Below are 25764 nucleotides of genomic sequence, written 5' to 3' on the forward strand. Positions count from 1 at the left end.
CCCCTTAACACCGGCAGTCCCTCGTTTTCTTTATTTTTCAGTTCCCCAAACTGATTTCAGCAGCGAGATAATCCCCTTTTCATACTCCTGTCTTGATATTTCCTGTCGTCCCCACTGTTCTTCTATCTGCCCCATCGGTGCCTGTATTTTCTCCCAGGCAGCCTCGGAAATCGTCCCTTCTCCCCGCATACTCAAGGTCAGCGCCAACACATTGGCAAGACTGTCTGGATCCGCTTCATAGTCCTTTCTTCTCTGCTCCCGCTCCTTATTCTCATAGCGGTAAAACTCCGTCTCAAAGTCAACCGGATATGTTTTCGCATTTGAAAATAGCGGCAGGCTGGAGGTCGGATCCGTCGCATACCACTGCGTGCCGATCCGCACCAGGCACGCATCATGGAGATATTCCGGCGTGTAGGTCACACACTCCAGCCCTACGATCTGGCATAGGAACTGAAATTCTTTCGCGAAATCCCGGCAGACGCCAATGCCTCCTTCCAAAACCGGGAAATCCTTTGCCTCTTCCGGCGAACCGTAATGATTCTGGTTAAAACCTCCCTCTCCGTTTGCAATCCGGTTATGCACATACAGAAGACGCGTTTTTTCATCCAAATGAATCCAGTCAAAACTATTGACAAATTTCTGCAATTCTTCAACCGAAGCCCAGCTATAATTTGCTTTCGGTTCTCCCTTCATATTCCACCCTGGATTTGCTTCCCCCGGATAACGGACTGCCTCTTTCAGGTAATATTCCGGATCGCTGATCTCTGGGTGCTGCTCTGAAAAAATACTTCCATTTCCGTAAAAACTCATCTCTCCATTCTGCCACTCCCATCTCAGACTCTCTGTGTCCTTCCATTCACCGCCATGCGTTCCCTGATTGCCCGCATAAGCGCTGAAACCTCCGGATGCGATCATGGCTGCTGCCAGTACGGCTGTACATCCCGATTTATTGGTTGTTTTCTTATCCTGTTTCATTTTTTTACCCCCATTTTTTATTCTTTCCGTGTCATTCCACTTCATTTTCCTGTTTATCTCTGTTTTCTTCTCTCCTCCTCTCTCAGCTTCTCGTCTGTACTATTCCGTCCAGCACCCAGGAACCATCCGCATTGACTAAATTCCCATCGGGCGTGTGCGTATTTCGATACAAACGTCCCCTCATTCCATCAGATTTTTCCTGAAAATAGTAACAATGAAACACTCCATCGCTTCCCGGCAGCCAGTTCCAGCCAGTCAGCATACGCCCCTGTGTTCCATCCATTTCCTTCCAGAGATAATATGTGTTTCCATCCACATCCGTATACCAGCCGTTCACCATTCTGCCATCTGCATCAAATCGGAACCAGTCAAACGTACTCTGCCCCTTTGCCGGATCGGCATATGGATTGTGGATAGCCGCCCATTCAGAAGCATAGCTTCTACCGCCCGCTTCAAACTGCCAGGTTCCATCTGCATTCTTCCGCCAGTTTCCAGCTACTACATATTCCGGTATGGCTGCCGCATCCGCATTCTGCCCGGGGCCTGCCTGTCCTTCTGTCAGATTTCCAATACCCGCTCCTGTCAAATCACTGAACCCCGATGCCGGTCCGGTTGCATTCGCTGCGCTGCTTCCTGCCACTGCCCCCTTTCCAGAAGAAGAGCCTCCACCCAAGACGCCGCCCGAATGAGAACCTCCACCCGAATGGGAACCTCCGCTGTATGTCTGATCGACCGCCTCATACTGAATTGTGACTGCCGCCCGATCCGTGAAGCCACCATCCTCGGTTTTCACGGTCACATATGCCGTATGGCTGCCTGATTTTAAGTATTGACGGTCAAGCTCCTGTATCCAGGAAGCCGTCGTATTGACCGTCACGGTTCCATCCGATGATACATACAGCGAATCATCACTTGCCTGATATGTCACTTTCTGGTTAAACGCCTGCGCCGGAAATACCGACGCTGCCAGCTTTTTCGCACCGGTTCCCGTCCATGCCTCCACCGGACGATAACCTGCCCCCGTCCGGGTGCGTTTGATCTCGTATTGCAGCGTTTTCGGTATAAGGCTGATGCCTTCCACACAAATCTTCGATTCGTCCACTGTCCGGAAATCCACCTGTACTCTGCACGATGCCGTCTGCCGGTTTCCAAGCATATCATCGCCGATCACTGTCACCTTCGTCGTGCGGCTGCCAGAAGCTGTCTGTATTTCATACGGTGTATTTACATGTCTGCCCTGATCTGCCGCGATCAGATCCCGGATCCATTTTGCATCCTTTTTCGCCTGCACACCGGCAGACTTGTTCTCTCCGTCCACCGAAATCAGTGCTGCGTCACCGACAGTCCACGATATATCTTTCCGGTCAAAATAATCGGGTGTAAAAGACGCACTCAAGACCTGCGGTGCCGTGACCTGAATCGTTTCATCTGGATGTTTCCGATTTCCGGTTAATGTCCGCACAACCTCAAATTTCAACTGATCCTGATTCAGTTCTGCCCCCTCATTGGCTACATAGGTCTGATCCTTGATCTGGAACGTAACCTCAATCCGCGCATTTCCCCGGCACGGCTTCCCATCAAAGCTCGCCGCCGGTTTCGTCTCTGCCGTCAGCACCGCTACGCCGCCATTCTGATACCCTGCTCCGTATATGTCGCTTCCGATCGCATACTGGTATCCGCGGTCTGCCTGCTCTTTTTCCAGTTTCCGGACTATATCAGTGATAAACGAACTATTTAAATTTACCTGGACTGACGCGCTCTTTTTCGTATAACCACTTTCCTCATCGTCATTTGGAAGTAACGTAATCAAATCTGAATCATCGATACTCCAGCGCACCGATGCATCCGCCACATCATTATTCCGATCCACAATCGCCTGCACCGTCACCGGCTGCACCTGTGTTCCCGCCTGCAGATTTCCATGGATGTACGTCGCAATTAATTTTCCATTTCCATCCATCACGCGTGTGACTTTCGTCGGATGTTTCCGGTTTCCGGTCCGCTCCTGCACCACCTGGAATTTCGTCACGCCCGGCGTCAGACCGACCGAAACTGCCACCTTTTTATAAACCGCCGACACCTGCGTATTTTCCTCCGGCATCGTAAAACAATACTCGCCGCCATTTACATAAGTAGTATCTTTCCGGCTCTTCCCACGCGTGTACGTCGGAACTCCCTCCATCTGAAAGCGTGCTTTTTCCGCCTGCTTTGCCGAGGTGCTGACCGTCACCGTCTTTCCCGGTGCCACCGCACCGCGGTGTTCTTTATCGAGTGTCCGGTAATACGCGCCATTTCCCCGTGCTTCCAGCACTGCCACATCGTAATAATTCGTTCCATTGGAGACGGTATCGACCTGCGGAATCGTAATCAGATAACCACGGACCGGGCGTCCCGCATCATTTGGTGCAAAATGGTCAAGATCATACCCCACCGACTCCGCATCCATCTCCCCGCCCAGCTCTTCATCCACAATCGAGAGAATCCCCTGTTCCAGTTCTTCATAAAAATATCGCTCGTCCACATCCCGCGTGACACCGCCGGATACCAGCGTGAAGAAATTGTCCTTCGCGTGGGAATATCCGATGTGCGCCGCGTATGTATACTGGTTATCATCTGAAATGCCGCTTCCACAGACATTGTTTGCGATTTTCGCCTCCGTATCCGCAAACAGGTACGCGATGTCATCCCCATATTTAAAATAATTAGCTGGTGCGCGATATCCGATGAAGGTTCCTCTGTGTCCGGCAGCCCCGGTTCCCGACTGACCGATCGTTCCCTCAAACCGCCCCACTTTCAAGTCTCCGCTGATTCGTTCTCCAACGAGTCCTCCGACATTCTGGCTGCCAGAACCGCCGATCGTGCCATTTACATAGGTATTGTAGAGAGCCGCCCCATTCTGAAGCCCCACGATTCCGCCGACAGTCGCATCCGTTCCCTGAATCCGCGAGGTACTGTTATCCCCGGTGCGGACCTGGCAGTCAATGATACGAGAATCATCCGCCGCTTCCCCGGCGATTCCGCCCGCAAGCGCCTGCGCTCCGGCTGCACGTCCCGTCGTTCGGACCGTTACCTGTGCCGTTCCATTTTCCACCGTGCTGCCTTCCATGTGCCCGATCATTCCACCGACCGCTCCGGTTCCTTCCACATCGCCTTTTACCTGACAATTAAAAATCTTGGAATTCTTCGCATTTCCTGCCAAAATTCCCACCTGACGCACTCCTTTGACCGGCTTTCCTGGTTCCAGCATCAGATTTCGGATCTCCGCCCCATCCAGCGCACCAAAGAATCCAACATTCGGCGAACTGCCTCCTGCAAACCGGAAATTTGAAATCTTATAACCGTTTCCATCCAGATTTGCCGTAAACGGGTGCGTCACCTCCCCTGAAAATTCTGAATCATCCCGGTAATAACCGATCGGATTCCAGTCCATTCCTCCCAGATCGATGTTCGCCGTCAGCTCAAACCATGCGCCCCGGTAATCCCCCACGATCTCTTCTTCCACCTCGCCGTAATCCGGCTGCATGCCAAACGCCGCCAGGAAGCTAAGTCCCATCAGCTGATGTTTCGTGCGTATCTGATACGGTTTTTGTTTCGTTCCAAGTCCATGTGTTCCATCCAGAAAGCTCAAATCCACCACATCCCAGTTTTCCCAGAGATTTCCGAGGCTGGCGCTGACGCTAACGCGCGGCATGATTAATTGTGAAGGAGTTGCCTCTATGACTTTGGAAGAACGTAATTCAGAGGGAGTTGCCCTCACATCCGCATTCATAAGCTCACTGGACGATGCAGCCCGTTTCTGCCATTCTTTCCGCCTTTTTATGGCATCGTCTGTATCATCTAACTTTTCCTTCCTTTCCGAAACAATCCCCAAATCCCAATCCTCAAACACAAACCCGCTCGCCGCAAACGCCGGCAGCGTCGCCGACAAAAACATCGTCGTCATCACCGTAAATGGAATCACTTTTTTCATCTTCTTTTTCCCCATACACGTTCCCCTCTTTCCCCAAACATTAGATTGATTAATCTCTTTCCTAATCAAACTGCCAAACAGCTTCACTCCCGCTTTCCAAGCTCAACAAGTATTCTTTTTTACATCTGTGACAGTGCAAATGCCGGACGTACTCCATATGTCTCACTGTCCGTCCTCACCGGACGCAGACAGCCATTTACCAGGTCAACGCCATAAATCTGCTGATTATAAATGAATTTCCCGTTTTCATCCTGCAAATAAAAAGGCGTCCGCAGATAATATCCCTGTGAATAGGCACTGACCTGACTTTGTGGGTTATCATCCCCGGAATCAAACCGCCATAGATATTCCCGGTACGCAAGTGCCTCTTCCAATGACAGGCAGAAAAGCTGGTCGTTCATAAGCTGAAAACCAATATCATGACGCGCCAGTTCCCGCCCGGACGTCTGCGAAAATGCACCAGCCGCCGTGCTTCCCATGTACGCGGTCTGGATTCCCGTATGGATCGGTTCCAGACAGAAGCTGCTGTTCTGACTGTTTTTCTGCAGCCATGCGCGCACCTGCGAAGTTTTATAATTATTGTCTTTGCCAAACGAGAAAATGTTCATCTTTTTTCCCGGTGCCGTGTCCACATCCGCCCGGATCACGCGGTCACAGAGAAACAGCGCTGCTTTCCGGTGTTCATTCTGCCAGTCATGGTAATCGTCGTCGATACAGGTAAATGACAAAATCTCTCCGCCCACCTCGCGCAGCTGGACATCGCCCTCCTTCCAGATCACTTTTTCGGGCATTTCACTTTCACTCCAATCCACGCTTCCACAGCGGTCACAGATTTGATCCCCGTTTTCATCCAGGTGCCCCAGCGCCGGAAGGCGCTCTATCTTTTCTTTCTGACATCGTCCGCAGACATACACTGCCCGCCCATTCTTTAAGCAATCATTTTCCTCCCACTCCCATTGGCTCCACTGATGCGTACAAGTACGGTCATCCCAGTTTCTCCGCACCCGGATGCGCGTGATGATATATTCCTTTCCATCCACCGAAAAGGAATCCTCTTCCACCTCAGAATAAACCGCGTCGTATTCCACCCCGATTGTTTTTGCCGATGGTGTAAAATCCTGACCAATCAGATAAAATTCATGCCACGCTGCATCCCCAATCGCAGATACCAGATTCCGGATCCTGGCATCATTTTCCGACTGATTTTGAACGGTCAGACCGGAATCGCTGCCCGATACCGCCGCATCCTCGCGCCCAAATATGGCGCACTCTGCCTCCCATGCCCTCTGTTTCCATCGTTCCAGGCGTTTCCGAAGCGCCAGCATGGCGGCATCCTCCTCTGCTCCCATTTCTGGGACCTTGCCGCCTCTTTCATATTTGATATAAATTTTTTCAGTTCCTGTTCCATACAGTTCAAATATTTGCGGTGACTGTACCGCTGATTTCCAGATATGCCCGTCGCTCCCTATGATTTGCTCTGGGAAAGATACATTCAGAGAAGTTCCTTCCAAAACTTTGCCCGTTTGCGTATGAAATATAAGATGATTTGCATTCTCAGCATCTATAAATGAGACGCTGTAGCCGACTATGACAGCTGTTTCTGCCTGTTTCACTGCATTTTCAGCTGCCAGCGCCATTCTACCGGATGAAAATATCAATATCAGTGATATTCCCAAAATGGTACCATTCCGGCAGCGACGCCCTTTATGAGCCCCCATGTTTATTTTTAACAACTCAAACCTCCCCCCTCAAACCTTTTTCACATCCTCACTCTGAGTTAAACAACGGTTCTTTCCGTCTATAAAAAGCTTTCATTTTACATTGCATATATCATATAATATATTGCACATTTTTTATAACGATACAGTTATCCGATTCTCCCAAATTTTCCTAAATCATCGAATTCTGTGCGAAACGCACCTCACAAATTACCAGAATAAAAAGATAAATTAGAACGAAACCACCTGCGACCGCAGTTCATTTCGATAAGATATATTGAGTCTAACACATCTATTCTCTAAATGCAAGAACTCTTTTGGAATTTTCACAACGAAAAACGCCCGCCCCAGAAAATAAAATTCATATTCCAAATTTCATTTTCCAGAGCAGGCACTTTCCCACTAACTCATATATAAATTCCTATTTATTTTATCTCAGCCACATTCTCCCAAGGGTATCCCACATCAATGCCGATGCATCGAGAACGACGACATATCATACGCCTTCAGGTTCTCATGTACTTCTCTTGCATCTGCCTCGGCGATGAGTTTGTCTCTCGACTTCTTCGCCTCCAGCTCGGCTTTGTGCTTGCTCGGTCCGCCGACACAGCCGCCGACGCACGCCATACCCTCGATGAAGTCCTCCGGCAGACGTCCCACTTTCAGAAGAAGAAGGGCTTTCTTACACTCAGCCGCACCGTTGCAGCGCGCTACCTTGATATCGGTATTCTCACCAGACTCCTTCAGACATTCTAATACCGCCGCTGTTACGCCGCCGCCGTTGCCGAAGCGTTTTCCAAATACACTGGCTTCCTGCATGCTGTTCTCTTCCGGCTCCAGATTTACATCTTTCGCCCGCATCATCGCACGGATCTCTCCGTAAGTCATCGCATAGTCCGCATTGCCCTGGATATTCAGATCCAGCGTCTCGCTCTTCTTCGCGATACACGGTCCGATAAAGACGGTGACAACCTCCGGATCCTGAGCCTTCAGCATACGGGAGACCGCACACATCGGGGAAACCGTCGTGGACATATTGTCAAGCAGCTGCGGGAAATGCTGTTTAATCATGTTGACAAATGCCGGACAGCAGGAGGTCGTCATCTTCTTGCCCTCTTTGTAAGCTTCCGCCCACTCTTCTGCCTCAGCTGCCGCGGTCATATCGCCGCCCAGACCAACCTCGATCATATCTGCAAATCCAATCTTCTTTAAAGCTGTTTTCCAGCTTGCAAACGTGATGTCCGGTCCAAACTGGCCTTCGGTCGCCGGTGCCAGCATCGCTACGACCTTTTTGCCTGCGTTGATCAGGCGGATCACATCGACCATGAAGGTCTTGGAACCGATCGCACCGAACGGGCAGGAATGGATGCAGGCGCCACACTGGATACATTTTTTCTCATCGATCACACATACGCCATACTCATCGTAGGTAATCGCATCCACTGGGCAGACCTTCTTACACGGGCGCTCCAGATGGGCAATCGCATTGTATGGGCATGCCTGGGAACACTTTCCGCACTCGCGGCATTTATCCGGGTCGATGTGCGCCTTGGTATTTCCCATGCTGATCGCTCCAAACGGACAGGAGTTCTGGCAGGCTTTACCCATACATTTACGGCAGTTATCGGTGACTGTGTAGGACGCAATCGGGCACTCCTCACAGGCTGCATTGATAACCTGTACGACGTTGTTTGTATTGCGGTCAGACGGACATTTACCTTCTGCCAGACGGATTCTCTGGCGGACAATCTCTCTCTCCTTGTATACACAGCAGCGGTACTGTGCCTGCGGACCAGGGCTGATTTTGTACGGAATATCGTCTCTTCCGTCCTCTAACTGATCATTCCAGGCAAGCTTTGCTACCTCATAAAGTATCTCATGTTTGATGCGCAGAATTGTCGCGTCATTCGTTACCATGGTTTATCCTCCTTATTAATAATACGTTACCGTAACTTTCTTTCCCATACCTTCGACTGCTTCTTTTAGCTGTTTGACCAGGTTCTGGCGGATTCCCAGATCAAACGCCAGCCCTGGATTCTGGTAGGCGCTGTTCGCCGCCGTTCCCACAAACATATGTAATTCCGTGCAGTCTTCTATCAAAATCTTCGCGATCATGGACGCACCATTTTTCTTGTCCAACTCGCTGAAAAACTCAGAACTTAAATCGCATTCGATCAGATAGCGTTTCAGAAGTTCGATCGCTTTCCGCAGCGTCAGGACTCCCTCCGTCACCAGATCGATACCTTCCATAAAAGCGATCGGCGGAATATCCGGGTCGCTGTAATCCATTGATACCCGCAGCGGTCGTCCCAGCTCCCGCGACAGGATCGTCGCGCTGGTTCCGCCCGATACAATGTGCTTTGCCGACTCATCTTTCATAAAATCCGCCGTGATCGTCTCATCGTCGTTGCGGTCGAGCGGCGGTCCCGTCATCAGGTTGACCGGTTTCCGGTCAATGATCCGAGCTACCACAACCGTCGTATCATCGCCCGGTTTTCCCTCGTAAATCTGGCTGCATTCCGCACAGAGTGCCGCCGCCATACGTGCCGACGAAAGAGAGGTCAGGCATTGTTCCGAAACAAACTCTGCCACCGACTCCCACGGCCAGCCAAATTTATATTTGCCGCTCTTTCCGACTCCCGCGTGCGTCACGCCGTCGCTGACAAGTACCAGCGCATCACCCTTCTGAACCTGGAACCGGCACTCGCTGATCTCCTTGTCCTTGACGAGACGCTTGTATTTCTGCAGCTCCACCACATGACCACAGCGCAAAAAAATGCATCGCGGGTTATCATATTCAACTAAATATACCTCGCCGTTGTTGAAAATCTGGAGAATCGAGAACGTCGCATACGCCACCTGTCTCGTCTGACAGATCGGAAGCGTCTGCACAATCGTCTCCACACATTCCTCCAGCGTGGCTCCATTTAAAAACATCGTACCCAGAATCTTTGCCGTCAGCGTCGAAAGAATATTCGCCTTGACGCCGCTTCCCATGCCATCCGCCAGAATGATAACGTCCGAATCTTCCGTTTTCAGGCACTCTACCGTATCGCCGCACAGGATCTCTGAATACTTATTCAGACTTTTAAACGTGACATCTACGGTTACTCCCATTTATCGGACCTCACTTTCGCTCTCATCGTCAATCAGGGAACAAAGCTTCATCAGGGTTGTCTTCGTCTCCGCCGTCGTCTCACCCAGGAGTCCGGCAATATTCTGTGCAACCATCATCTGTTTGTAAATGACATTCTGTGCCAGATCAATGGTCGCCTTTTTCTTGGCATATTCCTGTTTTGCCTGTTTTTCCTCGCGCGTCACATCAATGATCGTGGCAATGACAAAATTGCCGTCATCGATATACGCAATGTTTTGAAGCGTCACAAGATTCCGATCCGGATAGATCACCTTCCGGCTATGGACGCTTGTGTGCGTCCGGAATACCTCGCGTACATCCTCGGCGTTGATAAAGTCCTCCAGCGGTTTTCCCTTGATCGCCTCCGGTTTGACGCCGAAATACATTTCTGCCGCCACCGAACACTCCCGGATCCGCATATCATCGTCGATGATCATGATCAGGTTCGGGGACGTATCCATCACCAGATGAGACAGCGACTGCGCCCGGTCATGCAGGTACGGAATACACATATCGACCTCCGCCTTTTTCTGGAAAACGGCGATCGCTTTCTCCCGGCAGGTCGGATAACCGCACGCACCACAGTTTAATTCCTGCTCTGGTGTCGTCTTGCCCGTCTTTTTCAAGATCTCCCGGATCTCTTCCTCGGTCGGAATCCGCTCCTTCTGGGAACGGTCCGCAAACGTCCGGTGAATCTCTACCTGACGCGCCGCCTCATGCATCAGGGACAAATCTGCCGGTTCCTTCGGAAGCATCGCTTCCAGATCCAGCTTAACTTTAAAACTCGACACCGAGGTCGCCGTGGACGGTCCATTGACACAGCCTCCATGACAGGCGTTCATCTCGATGAAACAGCCAGCCACCTCGCCGGTTTTCATCGCCTCACAGACATCCAGACAGTCCTTCACGCCGCTGACGTAGAACTTGCGGTACTTGTCCGGTTTCTTCTGGGTCGCCGTCACCGCCGTGAGCAGTCCGCCGCTGACCGGATAACGCAGGTTCGCGCCCGGTTCACGATCCTCGAACGGTTCTTCCTCACATGCTTCGATCTCGATCTGTTCCTCTGACAGCCACTGTTTTAAATCCTCAAATGTGAGGACTGCATCCGGCTTCACAACCCTGTTTTTCTCTTTTTCCGCGATACACGGTCCGATCACAACTACCTTCGCCGTCTCGCCGAACTCCGCGTGCAGCATGCGCGTATGGATCCCCGACGGAATCAGCACCGGTGCCAGATATTTGATGAGTTCCGGATAATGAATCTCAATCAGGTTCACGATACTCGGACAGGCAGTTGTGATGATATTTTTCATCTCGCCCTGCTCTAATAAACGGACATACTCTTCCGTCGCCAGCGCGGCGCCCTCCGCCGCATCACAAACATTCGTAAATCCCAGCTTTTTTAATGCTGACTTGACCTGCCCCCGCTTTTTATACGGCAGAACCCCCATATAGGAAGACGACAGCGATGCAATGACCGGTGCGCCGCTCTCAATCAGCTTTTTGACCTTGGAAAGTTCGCTCGGAACACGTTTTGCCGACTGCGGGCAGTTCAAAAGGCACTGCCCACAGAGAATACAGCGATTTGGCATGATATATGCATGACCATCCCGGATCATGATTGATTTCACTTCGCAGCCCCGCACACATTTATAACAATGCTTACACATCGTCGCCTTAAAATCAATAATCGGCATAGACTCTCCCTCTCTTTTTGCCGTTATATGTAAACGATTACGCGTTCAGGCGTCCCAGAATCTCCTTCTGGAAAAATTCTTCGGTTGTCTCCGGTTTTACGGAATACAGTTCTCCGTCTATCGTCACACAGACACCTTTACGGCAGTTGCCGCTGCAGAAATCTCCATTTAAATCTACCTCACTGTCCAGATGATTCTCTGAAACCAGCTTCTGCAGCTTCTGGATTACCTCACGGGATCCTTTCAGATGACAGGCACTTCCGATACAAATCGATACTCTCATATAATGACCTCCTCACTATCCGTTATAAAACAGACGCAGCCTTTCACCGGAGATTCCCGGTCAAAAAACTGCCTGTTCACATGCATCTTCCAGGGGAATTTACTAAAAATGCATCTTTCCCCATTCTTCTTCATTATCTCATATTGTGATATTATTATCAATCAAATTTCTTGCTGATTTTGTATTTTTTTTAGACCATAAGTGCCTGATTCCAAAACCTTTTCACTTTCTTTTCATCAGCTTATGACTCTCCCGGTGTTTTTTAGGAAAATAATCTTTTTATCGGCCACCTTGCACTGCTTTTCTATAATATTTCCATCTCCTCCATGTACGCCCGCAGCCTCTCCACATTCCCGTCCGCAAAACAGTAACCATCCATGCCGCAGCCCTTCGCGCTATCGATGTTATCCTGACGGTCATCGATGAAAAAGCATTCTTCCGCTTTGAGATGAAATTTTTCAAACAATCTCTCATAGATCGCCGGATTCGGCTTCGCCAGCTTCTCCTCCGCTGAGACAAGCGTGCCATCAAAATATTCAATGCCCGGAATCTCATACTCGAACACACGCAGGCGCACGGAACAATTCGAGCAGAGGTAGATGCCGCAGCCCTTTTCTTTCAGTTCCTTCACCAGCTCTCCCATCCCCGGCTTTGCCCAGATGTTGTACTCATGCCAGTGTTCCAGACTTTCCTTCGCCAGCCAGCGCAGATGTTCATTTGGCAGGCGTTTCTGCACCCGCTCCAGCGCCTGTGCATCCGTCAGCGTTCCCTCGTCTAAAAGCGACCACTCCTTCGAATCAAACAATTCGCGGTGCATCCACTCCACATCCTCCGGATTATCTGTGTACTCCCAGCACACCTTGACCGGATCATACTCCAGTAAAACCATTCCCATATCAAATACTATATTTCGAATCATACTTCTGCCTTTCTCTCATCCCGCAAATCTGCCGCCATTCCTGCGGCAGATGGAATTTTCAGTCCAAAAAATTCTCACCTGCAAGCAATCATAATCATTTATATTTTAACATAAATTTCTCATTTTTTTATTTCCATTTTCATAAATTAATGGTACAATAATAGAAAATTTTTCAGGAGGTACCGCTTATGAAAATGATTATCGCAATCATTGGCAGTGAGGACGCCGATGATTTAGTATATGAATTAAACCAGCACTCCTTCTTTGTCACCAAGCTTTCCACGATGGGCGGCTTTCTGAAAAAGAAAAGTACAACCCTGATGCTCGGTGTCGAAGATGAACGCGTCGAGGACGCCATCTCCATCATCAAAAAAATGTCCGGTGCCCGCGAGCAGCTTGTATACACGCCGCCGACCATGGCCGGAAACTGCTGCCCGACCGTTAATATGACCGTTCCGATGAACATGAAAGTCGGCGGAGCAACCGTATTTGTAATAAATGTAGAAGAATTTCAGAAATTCTAATTTTTTGATTTATATTACAAATTCGAATTACAAAAGGGGCTTTCGCTTGCGCGTCTGCCCCTTTTTGATTCCTTGTATAGAAAAAGAAAAACTCCCGGAGAAATCATCTCTGGGAGTTCCACGCTGCACTCAGGTTCTGCAGCTAATCATGCAGAAGAAGGGACTTGAACCCTCATGATGTTGCCATCACACGGACCTGAACCGTGCGCGTCTGCCAATTCCGCCACTTCTGCGTAATTTCTAGTGCGGGCAACAGGACTTGAACCTGCACACTCTCGTACCAGAACCTAAATCTGGCGCGTCTGCCAATTCCGCCATGCCCGCTTGCTTGTCTTTCTGACTCACAAGTGAGTTTATTATAACATAGGGTAGTTCAAAATGGAAGAGTTTTTTTTATTTTTTTGAATTTTTTCGAAAGTTCTTTTTTAAAAAATGTGCGGCAAATTCATCGATACTGAAAGTCCGTGTGATCTTTCGTGTGATCCTTGTACCGAAAAGTTTGTACCTATAACGGAATATTTTGTTCCGCTTGAAATCTTAAAAACACAAAAAAGCCTTGAAAACAAAGGAAAAACCAGTGTTTTCAAGGCTTTCTCTATCATGGAGACAACGGGATTCGAACCCGCGACCTTTGCGTTGCGAACGCAACGCTCTCCCAGCTGAGCTATGTCCCCGTCCAAACTGTTATCATTATAGCACAACTGGAATGAATTGCAAGTAGAGAATAAAAAAAACGGAAACCCTTGTAAATCAAAGGCTTCCGTTCTTTTCTAGCAGAGCTGCTGACGGGAATCGGACCCGTGACCTCCGCACTACCAATGCGACGCACTACCGACTGTGCTACAGCAGCATCTTTTTGTTTTCGGCTCATCTCTAAGCCTCGATTAGTTTATCATGATACAATCGTTTTGTCAACGGTTTTTTTGAATTTTTTTTATTTTTTTAAATTTCCCGTTTTTTTCATCGGATGCCTCCGTTTTCATTCGCAGACATCCGATTCTCATTTCCTATCTTTTCATATTTTTATATGATTCCAACGGGGAGGGGAGTAGCGGAATCGGTTGCCCGATACCTTTCACTTACCCTACATCATTCTCTGACGCACAATCTCATATGCCAGCACACCAGCTGCCACCGATGCGTTCAGGGAGTCGATATCTCCCTTCATCGGGATCGATGCGATGAAATCACATTTTTCCCGCACCAGACGGCTGACACCTTCGCCCTCATTGCCAATCACCAGACCGATCGGTCCTTTTAAGTCGAGGCGGTACATGCTCTCTCCGCCCATATCGGCGCAAACAAACCAGAGTCCTCTCTCTTTCAGCTCCTCGATCGTGGCTGAAATATTGGTTACCTTCGCCACCGGCGTATAATTCAGCGCTCCCGCCGAGGTCTTCGCAACCGTCGATGTCAGTCCCACTGCGCGGCGTTTCGGGATGATCACGCCATGTGCGCCTGCCAGATTGGCAGTACGGATGATCGCACCCAGATTATGCGGATCCTCAATGCCATCCAGAATAAAGAGAAACGGCGGCTCGCCTTTCTCTTCTGCCAGCTTTAGCATATCTTCCACCTCTGCATAGCGGTATGCCGCTGCCTGTGCAATCACGCCCTGATGCTTGCCGGTCTCAGAAAGCTGGTCGAGTCTCTCCTTCGCCACATAGTGGATGATCGTATTCTGCTTTTTTGCCTCTCTCGTGATCGTCTTGACCGGTCCATCCTGGCAGCCATCCAGCACAAACAGCTTATCCACCGTCTTGCCCGAACGGAATGCCTCTAAAACGGCATTTCTGCCTTCGATCATCGTCTCTTCAAATCTATTTTCCTGCTTATTTTCCTGTTCCATCTATCTTCCTCATCATGATTTATAACGATATTAATTCTCCCATCTGTTCCAGCCCTTTTCCCAGAAGTTCTGCCATCCTGTCAAACTGCTCGGTCAGATAGAGATAGCCCATCAGCGCCTCAAATCCGGTCGCCATCCGGTAATCCTTCATCGTCGCGTGCTTCGGCATCGTAAAAGATTTCGCATTGCGTCCGCGTCGGTATGCCGCCTTCTCCGCATCCGTCAGCTCTTCCTCCAGAAGCAGATAAAAATGTGCCTGTGCGTCCGCCTTGACCAGGTTCGCCGTCTTCTTGTGCATCTTGTTGACCTGCATATTGCCGCGGTTCATGACAAGGGTACGGATCGCCAGCTCATAGACCGCATCTCCGATATACGCCAGCGCCAGCGGGGAATACTCCCCCGCCTCAACATGTTTTAAATGCAGCGCTTCCTTAAACGCATTTAAGCCCGTTTCCATTTGACGCCCTCTCTCGTATCTTCCAGAATAATTCCCATATCGAGAAGCTGTCCACGGATCTCATCCGCCAGTGCGAAATTCTTGTCTTTTCTCGCCTGCTGGCGTTTTGCGATCAAGTCTTCTACTTCGCTGTCCAGAATCTCTTCCTTCTTCTCCGTGATAATACCGAGCACATCGCAGAGTTTATCCATCGTCTCTTTAACATAGGAAACGTATGCCTTCGTCGATGCTTCCGAAATCGTGGAGTTGCTCAGGCGTACAATCTCAAAAATAGCTGAAATCGCATCTGCGGTGTTGAAATCATCGTCCATCGCCGTCTCGAACTTCTGAACCAACTCCTCGACTGCTGCCTGATTCTGCTTCTCCTCTGCCGTCATCTCGCCCTCTTTCGCTGCTTTCAGGCAGTCTGCCTGATGCTCTGCCGCAGTGCGGATGCGCTCTAAGCTGTTTTTCGAAGCTTCCATCAAATCCGCGCTGAAATTGAGCGGGCTGCGGTACTGGGCGCTCAGCATGAAGAGACGCAGAACCTGCAAATCGTATTTCTCACTGATCTCACGCACGGTAAAGAAGTTTCCAAGAGATTTGGACATCTTGCGGTTATCAATATTTAAGAATGCGTTGTGCATCCAGTAGTTGGCAAAGGTCTTGCCATTCGCGCACTCGCTCTGCGCGATCTCATTTTCATGGTGCGGGAAGATCAGATCCTCTCCGCCTGCATGGATATCGATGGACTCGCCAAGGTATTTCTTGGACATCTCGGAGCACTCGATATGCCAGCCTGGACGGCCCTGGCACCACGGAGACTCCCAGAACGGCTCTCCTTCTTTTTTCGGTTTCCAGAGAACGAAATCGGTCGGATCTTCCTTGCCTTCCTCGCCGGTTACCTTGATCTCACGGAAGCCGGACTGCAGATCGTCCAGATTTTTATGGGACAGTTTTCCGTACTCTTTAAAGGATTTGGTGCGGAAATAAACCGTGCCGTCAGCTGCCACATACGCATGTCCTTTTTCGATCAACGTATTGATCATCTCGATCATACCGCCGATCTCCTGAGTCGCCTGCGGATTCTTCGTCGCCGGTTTGACGTTCATCATCTCCATATCTTTTTTGCACTCTGCGATATAGCGCTTGGAGATCGTCTCCGCATCCACGCCCTCCTCGATGGCTTTCCTGATGATCTTGTCATCCACATCAGTAAAGTTAGATACATAGTTTACTTCGTATCCTTTGTACTCAAAATACCGGCGGACCGTATCAAATACGATCATCGGTCTTGCATTTCCAATATGAATAAAATTGTAAACGGTCGGTCCGCACACATACATCTTAACCTTGCCCGGTTCGATCGGCACAAACTCCTCTTTTCTGCGGGACAATGTGTTGAAAATTTTCATAACCTCATTACTCCTCTTCTATTTTAAATCTGCTTCCGGTGCTGCCTGACAGCCGCCACAGCCGCCGCATCCACCGCAAGCCGCTGCCTGCGTCATCATTTCACTATCATAACAGTAATTCTCCACTTCCGTCAACAGGGTAATCGCCTGTGAGGAAATGCCCTCGCCGCTGCCTGTAAAACCAAGGCCTTCCTCGGTCGTCGCCTTGACACTCACACGGCTGACCGGAAGCCCCAGCGCATCTGCAATATTTTCTGCCATCTGTGGGCGGTATGCCGCCAGCTTCGGGCGCTGCGCAATGATCGTGGCATCGATATTTTCAATCACATAGCCGCGTTCCTGCAGAAGTTTCCCTACCTTTTTCAGAAGCTCGATGCTCGACGCACCCTCATATTCCGGATCCGTGTCCGGAAAATGCTGTCCGATGTCGCCCAGTGCCGCCGCCCCTAAGAGCGCATCCATCACCGCATGCACCAGCACATCCGCATCCGAATGTCCTAACAGCCCCTTCTCATACGGGATCGTCACGCCGCCTAAAATCAGTTCCCGATCCGGAACAAGTTTATGCACATCATATCCCTGTCCTATTCTCATCGTATTCCAGTTCCTTTCTTGGTCATTTTGTAACTGTCCGGACTGCCCGCAGTTACTTTATTTGATAAATTATTTTATACTTTTGAAAAATATACACTTATCCAACAATTTTTAATTTACGCTCAATACAGCGGACTTCCAGATTGCTCTGGTACTGACAGCTCTCGCCGTCCACGTGAACTGCCATCGGGCGTTCCGTGTAGATCTGGACCTCCCGGCAGCTGAAGCACCGAAGCCCCCGGTTGTGGGAGCGCCGGAACAACGCCCGGAGCAGGGTTCCAAGCACCTGCCGCTTCGAGGCATGGCTGACAATGCAGACCTCCAGGTTGCCGTCGCTGCTGTCCGCCTTCGGCGCAAACCAGAATCCGCCGCCCTCGCAGGGTTGAATCTGTGCACTGATAAAATAAATATAATTAAATTCCACCCGGCGCGTTCCATCGAGCAAAATATACCCCCGGATCGGTTTCGCCTTCAAATACTGTATAAATCCCAGTATCCGGTACGACAATCGCCGCAGATGAATCCGGTTGCAGATATTTTTGATCGCCGAACGCTGCATATGCTGGCATACCTCCGCATCCAGCCCGATCCCCGCGCTGACGATAAAACGCCGATGTCGGAGCACATCATCGCCATATGCAATCACACCATAATCGATCTGCCGGATCCGCCGCGCCTTAAAAATCCGGCGCAGTCCACGCATCGGTCTTCTCGAAAGCCGGAGCCCGCGCGCCAGATCACTGCCTGTCCCCACCGGAATATAGCCCAGCGTCACCATGTCGCAGGAAACGATTCCGTCCACGACCTCATTCATCGTCCCGTCACCGCCCACGACCACAATCACCCGTGCCTCCTTGCAGTGGGACGTCAGCTTCCTTGCATACTCTGTCGCCTGCCCCGCATATTCTGTCAAATATGCCTGATACTCAACCCCGTCCCGCACAAGCCGCTGCTCTATTTTCTTCCATATCTTATAGCCGCGGTCACTCTGTGAAGCGGGATTAATAATGAAATAATACATTACTCCATCCTCATATTTTGCCATAACGTCCCCTGCTTTCCGAAAATACAGAAACTCCCCTGCTGGGCCGTTATATTTTATCTTTTACCCTGCCAGAATACCTGTCACAGGATACAGCGCCATTACAATTTTGCATGAGATAAGTATACCATACTTCCTTTTAAATGATAAGAAAATTTCTATAAATTATTTTCTCAAAAGTGTTGACAATCTTGAAAATTTATATTATACTTGCAAAGCAGTCGTGATTTGTGCGAGTGTCAGCGGGATCTTAGCTCAGCTGGGAGAGCATCTGCCTTACAAGCAGAGGGTCACAGGTTCGAGCCCTGTAGGTCCCACTTTTCTAAATTTAATATGGCGAGATAGCTCAGTTGGCTAGAGCACGCGGTTCATACCCGCGGTGTCGAGGGTTCGAATCCCCCTCTCGCTATTTTATCTGGGATCTTAGCTCAGCTGGGAGAGCATCTGCCTTACAAGCAGAGGGTCACAGGTTCGAGCCCTGTAGGTCCCACTTTTAAAATTTAATATGGCGAGATAGCTCAGTTGGCTAGAGCACGCGGTTCATACCCGCGGTGTCGAGGGTTCGAATCCCCCTCTCGCTATTGATGAAGCAGTTTGCAGTTGAGCAAGCTGTTTTTATTTTGCCTAAATTCACTCTAAAACCAACTTCCTATGTGAAAGGCGATAGCGCATATACCATCACAGTTGACACATATATACAGCCGCATAAAATATATAAATCCAAAGTCCCTGTCCATCCATAAAATTTTTGTTTAACAAATTTCACATTCCATAACCTTTTTCTTAATATTTATAACAATCCCTATTTAGCCTTGAAGTTGGCGGGTGAGTGTGCTATAATCAGACGAACTTGGAGAGATGTTAAAATAATGTTAATTTATTTATGATAAAAAGAAAATCGAGGTTGATTGATATGAAACATTTTCTGAAGGAACTCCTGAAGAAATACGGGCATATATGGATTCTGGGATACGGATTTATCTATCTTCCGTGGTTTATGCATCTGGAAAAAACCGTGACCTCCAATTACCATATCATGCACTCATCGCTGGATGATATGATTCCGTTTAATGAATACTTCGTCATCCCATATTTACTGTGGTTCGCCTATGTGACCGCTGCGATTGCATACCTGTTCTTCAAGAACAAGGAAGAATATTACCGGTTATGTGCATTTTTATTTACCGGCATGACGCTGTCACTCTTAATCTGCACCCTGTTCCCGAATGGAACTGACCTGCGGACCGCCGTAAACCCGGACAAGAACCTCTGTTCCCGTCTGGTCTATATGCTCCACCAGGCTGACACGAACACGAATGTATTTCCAAGCATCCACGTGTACAATTCCATCGGAACCCACATCGCGGTCATGAAGAGTGAGTCTCTGAAAAAGCACAAAGTAATCCGGATTCTTTCCGGTATCCTGATGGTCGCTATCTGCATGGCAACTGTCTCGCTGAAGCAGCACTCGGTTCTGGACGTCGCAGGCGCGATTCTTTTAAGCGCAGCTATCTATCCGTTAGTATATGCGGGAAGCACGCAGGAAGAGACAGAGAACGAACCGGAATATATTCGCTAAAGGATTTCTCAAGACAAGTAAACATAAGCTGGCGCCAAAGTATGACAGGTGCCAGCTTTTTATCTGCGATAAATCCCCCCTGCCGCAGCCGTTACGAAAACTAGGTTTCTAACATTCATCACGTGGTAATCCCTTATCGAATCATATCTAATGATTGACATAGAATCAGAAAATCCGACCATCTGGAAACACTCGACTTTCCAGACGATCGGATCTTTTAATTTCACTTTTATGATAGATTTGATTTCGTTTTCTAATCCATATTATTTCAATTTTTATAATGGATTTCTAGTTAAACCCATAAAACTTCTGCGAAATCTTATAGCAGGCGATCGACACCTTCCGTCCGCCTTTTCCCGGCAGGTTTACGCCCTGTCCGAGGAAGCCCCAGCGCAGGCGCATATACAGCGTGAAATTCTGCTGTTTCAAATACTGCCACAGTTCTTTTTTCTTCTTCAGATTCTCCTCTGTCTCCGAGCGAATCGCCAGAATTGAAGTAACTGTCATCATGATCTCCAGATAGCGGACCATGTAGTGGCGCAGCTTTGGATTCTTGATCTTGGTCACATCGTAATATCCCAGCATCAGCTTCGTGACGAGTATCTGCTGATCAATACGGCTGATCATGACTTTTTCATTGACCGACTGATCGTCGCGTCCGATGAAATAGCGGTAGAAATTCACATCCAGGTAGTACATGGATTTTACGTGTGGAAGCGGTTGATATACAAAAATATTATCCACGTAGAACGTATGCTTTGGCAGTTCCAAGCCGCAGTTCCGAAGCATTTCCACACGGTAAATGACCGAATGCATCAGGATATACTGTCCCAGGCGGAAGCCTCTTGCACCGTTCCAGTCGATGAGCTGGCGTTTTGGAAGCGCCATGTTGTAGTTCATGACCTTTTTGTGTTTTGCGCCCTGTTTTTCATAAACGAAGTTGGTAATCAGCATATCCAGCGTCACATTGTCATGGACAAATTTGCGCAGCGTATCCAGAACCTCCATATATGCCTCTTCGTTGACCCAGTCATCGCTGTCCACGACCTTATAATAGACGCCCGTCGCATTGCGCAGTCCCGCATTGACGGCCTCGCCGTGACCACCGTTTTCCTGATGAATCGCCCGGCAAATCCCCGGATAGTTTCTCTCATACTCATCGGCAATCTCCGCCGTATTATCTTTTGTGGAACCGTCATCCACGATCAGGATCTCCACCTCATCGCCGCCCGGCAGCAGGGATTCGATGCAGTTACGCATATATGCCGCCGAATTGTAGCACGGAATCGCTACTGACAACAGTTTCATTGGTTTATTTTCTCTCAAAACTCCAGTTCCTCCATCTCTTTGTTGACCCGATCCTCACAGGAGCGCATGGCGAGAATCGTCTGTTCCATCAGTTTGTCTAATTCCCAGCCAAGCTGATCAGCCCCGCGGCGGATCACATCTCTGGAACATCCAGCCGCAAATTTCTTGTCCTTAAATTTCTTCTTAAGACTTGAAAGCTCCATGTCCTTGGTACTCTTGGACGGGCGCATCTTCGCCGCCGCCCAGATAAGCCCTGTCAGCTCATCGGCTGCAAACAACACCTTTTCCATCTCATGTTCCGGAGCCACATCCACCCGTATGCCGTAGCCGTGGCTGACAACCGCATGGACTAAATCTTCCTCTGCGCCTCCGTCGCGCAGAAGCTCCGGTGCCCGCTCGCAGTGTTCTTCCGGATAAAGTTCAAAATCAATGTCATGCAGCAGTCCTGCCATGCCCCAGAATGCTTTTTCGTCCCCGTATCCCAGCTGCTCGGCATACCACTCCATGACGCCCTCCACGGTCAGTCCATGTAAAATATGAAATGGTTCTTTATTATACTTGCGAAGGAGCGCAAGCCCCTGTTCCCTGCTCAGTGATGTCTGTTTCATCCTCCGTGCCTCTCTTTCCCTTTCCACGTTTCCGTGTCCGGATCCTTGATTCTCAGTAATTCACACTATCTATAGTTATAACAAAATTAACCAGCAAAATAAAGCAGATTTTTGTAAAAGTATTGTGAACAAGTCGTTGCTGTTCACGCATACGTGCCCAGTAATAACAACTCAAACTCCCCATGTCTGCCACATTGACTGAAATTCTCTTTCAAAATAAGTTACGCATCGTCTTAAACACCACCCATAATCAATCTTCTCCACTGTTTCTGCCGCATAGATCGGATAAGCAGCTACCTGCTCGTCATTAATATAATAGGATGCCTGCCCGACCTCCTGTCCTTCATGAACCGGTGCTTCCAGCTCGGTCGGGTACTCATAACGGATGTCTGGCTTCTCGTCCGCGCGCAGAAGCATCAGAAACATCTGTTTTTCCGATGGCAGATTCAGTGTGAGCGCCGTCGTTCCTTTCACGCCCCGCCTCACCTCCACCTCCGGAAATGTTTTCTCCCGGTCAAATATATCATACCAGTCATATGTATCAAATGCATACTGATCGAGTTTCCGCATATCCGCCCATTTGTACGTCTTGTGCGGCGGCCACCCGCAGCCGAGAAGCGCCACCGTAAATGCTTTTCCCTCTTTTTTTAACGCCGCTACATAACAGTACCCGGCTTTCCCGGTAAATCCTGTCTTGCCCGACAGCACCTCCGCGCACTGGCTTAAAAGCGCGTTGTGGTTTGCCAGGTAAAATGAACGTTTTCCCGACTCATCCTGAATCGTCCGTGATGCCGTACGGGTAATTTTCAGAAATGTTTCGTGGCACGGCGACTGGAACGCGCAGTAGCGCATGATCCGCGCCATATCCGACGCCGAAGCGCTGTGTTCGTTTCCATCCGCATCCGCAACGTCCAGACCGTTCGGTGTCACGAAACAAACATTCTTACATCCTATCTCCCGCGCTTTCCGGTTCATTTTCTCCGCAAATTCTTCCACACTTCCCCCGATGTGCTCCGCCACCGCCACGGCGCTGTCGTTGTGGGATTCCAGCATCAGGGAATAGAGTAGATCCGATAAGCGGTACCGCTCCCCCGCCCGCATATTGAGCTGGACATCCGGCATGGAGGCCGCTTTCTCTGATACCTCGACCCAGTCATCGGGATTTCCCTGTTCCAGTGCGAGAATGCAGGTCAGAATCTTCGTCGTGCTTGCCATCGGATAAGCGGTATCCGCATCTTTCTCCGCCAGAATACGCCCACTGTCCGCATCCATGAGAACCCAGGCGCGGGCGTGAAGGGTCTGTTGTAGAGAAGTCTCTTTCTCTCCCAAAATCTCTTTATTTTCTATGTTTTCACGAACAAAAACCGCCCCGCCGACCGGAACCAACTGAATCATCGCCAGTATACTTCCTGCCAGCAGAACGGCTATCCATTTTTTGATTCTATCTCCCATCCGGCTGCTCCGGAATCCCTTTTCAGGAGATTATATGAGAATAAACCTGTTTTCTATGACTTTTTCTTTTTATTTTTCCAGCGGCTCATTCAGCTTCTCCGTCCCCGGCAGCGCAAACCGTCCGCCCGCGATGATCTTTACACTCGTTCCATCTGGATGAATCGCCTCGATCGTATCCAGCTCGGAGTACGGGATTGTAATGTCCGTATGGCAGCCAAAATATGCCTCCTGCGGGTTTTCTTTGCGTTTTGCTGAAATCTCATTCTCACGCGCCACCATCTCGCGTCCATCCGGGTTGAAGACCGGGCAGTCCTCCATCCAGCTGTAGCAGGTATCGCCTACCGCAAAGTGCGGTCCCATCTTCTCGGCAATCAGAATCGGGAATTTGTCGAGAATGCCGTAGCGCAGCGCTACCTCATACGCAGTTGTGTTGGTGCCAATCGCAAACTCGCCCATCGGCAGCGTCTCATGGTTTTTGAGGATCATCTGTTTCACTAACGCCTTATTTTCCTCTTCCGTCTCAAAGTTTTTGCAAGTATAGGAGACAGCGATACCATTTTCAAACCGGATTTCCAGATCTTTGAACTGAAATTCCCCGATATAGACGCTGCCGACATGCAGAAGCCCGTTTGTCCCAGCAAGCTGCGGGGAGGTAAAGACTTCTCCAACCGGAATGTTTACATCCGCCACGCAGTTTTCGAAATTCGACTGTTTCGTCGGCTCAGCAAGCGTGTGAAGCTGTACGGTCAGATCGGTGCGGTTGCCGCCGCGTCCGCTGATGTGGACTTGCGATGCCTGATCCAGTTCGTTGATCATGATCTGCTGGATGTCGCGGTACAGCTCATAGTCCAGCGTATTGATGCGGATCGTCTCCTTAAAAATCGCCTCAAACTCCGCTCCGATCTCCGGAAGCGGGAATGCAATGATTGTGAAGCTCGTCTCCGTTCCCGGAATATACGCGTCCACAATCTGCATCGCCTCATTGCTGTAGGATAACAGCAGTTTCTCCTGTTTTTCACTTAAAGAAAAGGCTGCTGCTGCATTGACCGGCTCAAATCCGGCCTCGCCGAAGGTTTCCACAACTGCCGGACCGGCATATACCGACGCCAGATCCTTGTATGTCTCATATGCCACCTTCAAAATAGACAGTTTCCGCTCACGAAAGGCCTTGTCCAGGTAAACCGCATTGTCGTAGCGGTGATCATACTCGTACTGGCGGTTCGCCGGTGTGCCATAGTAACCGTTCGTGCGCGCCGCCATCCGGTTCACCGTGCCGATGGAGGCGCGGGCAATGATCGGCTCCAGACCGAGTTCGCGGAAATTTTCCACTGCCATCCGGATCATGCGCTCAAATCCGATGTGGTAACGGATCTGCACCGTTTTCTTGCCCTCATAGCTGCGTCCGGTCGCCGCAAATCCCTTGCGGTAGCCTTCTGTGTAGGTATCTGCCATCCGGCGTACCGTCTCCTCCGGCAGCTCATTCATAAAACGTGCCGTCGCAAGCTCTGTCTCCGAGATATATTCGCCAAACCGGTACAGATAACGCAGATCGTTTAAATCACTGTCCATGATGATCGATTTTCCGAAATCCAGCGACGGATCCAGCGTCTCACGCACCCGCCACGGAAGCATCCTGTCACAATAATCACTGACAAAATAGTAGAGCGGCTCGCGAAGCTCCGCCACCTCCGGCGTCCCGTCCTCAAACAGGTTGTAAACCTCAATAAACAGTTCCTCCAACACCGTCACATCCACCAGACGGCTCTCATAGGCGTAAACGATCGCGCTGCGGATCTCCGTATAGAGAAATGACAGCCACGGACCATAGTCCTCTCCCAGCTCTTTTGCCGCATAGTCCGGGTTCGCAAAGCTCTTTCCATACGCCCCAGGAAGTATATCCGCATAAAGCGTCCGGTTAAATTCTGTTGCCTCTTTCTGGCTCATCGCCGCCAGCGTCCCATCCATCTGTTTCTGGAAGGTTTCTTCTATCAGCTCGATAAACTGGACGGTGCGCTCAAAAAATGCCCGGTATGGCTCGCCAACCGTCGCTTCTTCTTTCATATGGCCGATGCGCTCCATCGCGAGCTCATGGCGCTCCGCAACCGCCTCATTTTCTTCTTTCAAAAGTTCCCAATATTTCATGTTCAGATATTTCCCTCCTTCTGCCATCGCCAAATTTCACTTTCAAACCACGCCCGCCGCAAAGGCTCTTACCGGCGTTCCATTGGTCCGGCATTCCAGGCAAGCCACGCATAAAAA

General features: G+C 49.7%; 19 protein-coding genes and 8 tRNA genes. 6 read left to right on the plus strand and 21 right to left on the minus strand.

The annotated features are described in order from the left end of the window. Nucleotides 1-30 precede the first annotated feature (30 nt). From C7U56_RS05140 to C7U56_RS05175, 8 genes are all read right to left on the minus strand, one after another. On the minus strand, nucleotides 31-975 hold the full coding sequence (locus C7U56_RS05140; protein WP_146143908.1) for a hypothetical protein: 945 nt from the start codon (nucleotides 973-975) through the stop codon (nucleotides 31-33). Nucleotides 976-1057: 82 nt separating this feature from the next. Beyond that, complete coding sequence (locus C7U56_RS05145) at nucleotides 1058-4960, minus strand: Ig-like domain-containing protein (protein ID WP_107000470.1); 3903 nt, start codon at nucleotides 4958-4960, stop codon at nucleotides 1058-1060. A gap of 104 nt (nucleotides 4961-5064) precedes the next feature. Beyond that, nucleotides 5065-6294, minus strand: a complete 1230-nt coding sequence (locus C7U56_RS05150; protein WP_146143909.1) for a DUF6273 domain-containing protein — start codon at nucleotides 6292-6294, stop codon at nucleotides 5065-5067. Nucleotides 6295-7128: 834 nt separating this feature from the next. After that, nucleotides 7129-8580 (minus strand): 4Fe-4S dicluster domain-containing protein, encoded by a 1452-nt coding sequence (locus C7U56_RS05155; RefSeq protein WP_107000472.1) that lies wholly within the window; start codon nucleotides 8578-8580, stop codon nucleotides 7129-7131. Between the two features lie 15 nt (nucleotides 8581-8595). Then, nucleotides 8596-9780, minus strand: a complete 1185-nt coding sequence (locus C7U56_RS05160; protein WP_107000473.1) for a SpoIIE family protein phosphatase — start codon at nucleotides 9778-9780, stop codon at nucleotides 8596-8598. Then, a complete protein-coding gene (locus C7U56_RS05165; RefSeq protein ID WP_107000474.1) occupies nucleotides 9781-11496 on the minus strand; it encodes a [Fe-Fe] hydrogenase large subunit C-terminal domain-containing protein in 1716 nt (571 codons plus the stop codon). Nucleotides 11497-11533: 37 nt separating this feature from the next. Further along, the gene (locus C7U56_RS05170; protein WP_107000475.1) at nucleotides 11534-11779 is read right to left on the minus strand and encodes a (2Fe-2S) ferredoxin domain-containing protein; all 246 of its coding nucleotides are present in this window, start codon (nucleotides 11777-11779) and stop codon (nucleotides 11534-11536) included. A gap of 304 nt (nucleotides 11780-12083) precedes the next feature. Further along, a complete protein-coding gene (locus C7U56_RS05175) occupies nucleotides 12084-12698 on the minus strand; it encodes an HAD family hydrolase (protein ID WP_107000476.1) in 615 nt (204 codons plus the stop codon). 188 nt (nucleotides 12699-12886) lie between these two features. Between C7U56_RS05175 and C7U56_RS05180 the strand changes: the two genes are divergently transcribed. After that, nucleotides 12887-13222 (plus strand): cyclic-di-AMP receptor, encoded by a 336-nt coding sequence (locus C7U56_RS05180; protein WP_022358984.1) that lies wholly within the window; start codon nucleotides 12887-12889, stop codon nucleotides 13220-13222. A gap of 149 nt (nucleotides 13223-13371) precedes the next feature. On the opposite strand, the gene C7U56_RS05185 is transcribed toward C7U56_RS05180, so the two are convergent. From C7U56_RS05185 to C7U56_RS05225, 9 genes are all read right to left on the minus strand, one after another. Next, nucleotides 13372-13455, minus strand: a tRNA-Leu gene (locus C7U56_RS05185). 11 nt (nucleotides 13456-13466) lie between these two features. After that, nucleotides 13467-13546 (minus strand) — tRNA-Leu (locus tag C7U56_RS05190). A 277-nt stretch (nucleotides 13547-13823) separates the two neighbouring features. Further along, nucleotides 13824-13896, minus strand: a tRNA-Ala gene (locus tag C7U56_RS05195). Nucleotides 13897-13999: 103 nt separating this feature from the next. Next, nucleotides 14000-14072: transfer RNA gene (locus C7U56_RS05200), tRNA-Thr, on the minus strand. Between the two features lie 234 nt (nucleotides 14073-14306). Then, nucleotides 14307-15071: a 23S rRNA (guanosine(2251)-2'-O)-methyltransferase RlmB gene (rlmB, locus tag C7U56_RS05205; RefSeq protein ID WP_022358985.1), complete on the minus strand. Its 765-nt coding sequence runs from the start codon at nucleotides 15069-15071 to the stop codon at nucleotides 14307-14309. A gap of 19 nt (nucleotides 15072-15090) precedes the next feature. Beyond that, nucleotides 15091-15528 (minus strand): Mini-ribonuclease 3, encoded by a 438-nt coding sequence (locus C7U56_RS05210; protein WP_107000477.1) that lies wholly within the window; start codon nucleotides 15526-15528, stop codon nucleotides 15091-15093. Continuing rightward, nucleotides 15513-16922, minus strand: a complete 1410-nt coding sequence (gene cysS / locus C7U56_RS05215; RefSeq protein ID WP_107000478.1) for a cysteine--tRNA ligase — start codon at nucleotides 16920-16922, stop codon at nucleotides 15513-15515. Before cysS ends, C7U56_RS05210 begins: the two co-directional genes overlap by 16 nt. A gap of 18 nt (nucleotides 16923-16940) precedes the next feature. Further along, a complete protein-coding gene (gene ispF / locus C7U56_RS05220) occupies nucleotides 16941-17516 on the minus strand; it encodes a 2-C-methyl-D-erythritol 2,4-cyclodiphosphate synthase (RefSeq protein ID WP_107000479.1) in 576 nt (191 codons plus the stop codon). A 97-nt stretch (nucleotides 17517-17613) separates the two neighbouring features. Continuing rightward, nucleotides 17614-18561 (minus strand): diacylglycerol/lipid kinase family protein, encoded by a 948-nt coding sequence (locus tag C7U56_RS05225; protein ID WP_233430198.1) that lies wholly within the window; start codon nucleotides 18559-18561, stop codon nucleotides 17614-17616. 241 nt (nucleotides 18562-18802) lie between these two features. Between C7U56_RS05225 and C7U56_RS05230 the strand changes: the two genes are divergently transcribed. From C7U56_RS05230 to C7U56_RS05250, 5 genes are all read left to right on the plus strand, one after another. Continuing rightward, a tRNA-Val gene (locus C7U56_RS05230) sits at nucleotides 18803-18875 on the plus strand. A gap of 18 nt (nucleotides 18876-18893) precedes the next feature. Then, nucleotides 18894-18967 (plus strand) — tRNA-Met (locus tag C7U56_RS05235). An 8-nt stretch (nucleotides 18968-18975) separates the two neighbouring features. Beyond that, nucleotides 18976-19048 (plus strand) — tRNA-Val (locus tag C7U56_RS05240). Nucleotides 19049-19065: 17 nt separating this feature from the next. Then, a tRNA-Met gene (locus C7U56_RS05245) sits at nucleotides 19066-19139 on the plus strand. Nucleotides 19140-19471: 332 nt separating this feature from the next. Further along, nucleotides 19472-20137, plus strand: a complete 666-nt coding sequence (locus C7U56_RS05250; protein WP_107000973.1) for a phosphatase PAP2 family protein — start codon at nucleotides 19472-19474, stop codon at nucleotides 20135-20137. A gap of 288 nt (nucleotides 20138-20425) precedes the next feature. On the opposite strand, the gene C7U56_RS05255 is transcribed toward C7U56_RS05250, so the two are convergent. The 4 genes from C7U56_RS05255 to C7U56_RS05270 form a co-directional block, all read right to left on the minus strand. Continuing rightward, a complete protein-coding gene (locus C7U56_RS05255; RefSeq protein ID WP_107000480.1) occupies nucleotides 20426-21445 on the minus strand; it encodes a glycosyltransferase family 2 protein in 1020 nt (339 codons plus the stop codon). Nucleotides 21446-21459: 14 nt separating this feature from the next. Next, nucleotides 21460-22053, minus strand: a complete 594-nt coding sequence (locus tag C7U56_RS05260) for a hypothetical protein (RefSeq protein WP_022359370.1) — start codon at nucleotides 22051-22053, stop codon at nucleotides 21460-21462. A 171-nt stretch (nucleotides 22054-22224) separates the two neighbouring features. After that, nucleotides 22225-23505 (minus strand): D-alanyl-D-alanine carboxypeptidase family protein, encoded by a 1281-nt coding sequence (locus C7U56_RS05265; RefSeq protein ID WP_107000481.1) that lies wholly within the window; start codon nucleotides 23503-23505, stop codon nucleotides 22225-22227. A 69-nt stretch (nucleotides 23506-23574) separates the two neighbouring features. Continuing rightward, nucleotides 23575-25647, minus strand: a complete 2073-nt coding sequence (locus tag C7U56_RS05270) for an aminopeptidase (RefSeq protein WP_107000482.1) — start codon at nucleotides 25645-25647, stop codon at nucleotides 23575-23577. Nucleotides 25648-25764 lie beyond the last annotated feature (117 nt).

Origin of the sequence: Clostridium fessum, assembly GCF_003024715.1 — a bacterium.
GTDB lineage: Bacteria > Bacillota > Clostridia > Lachnospirales > Lachnospiraceae > Otoolea > Otoolea fessa.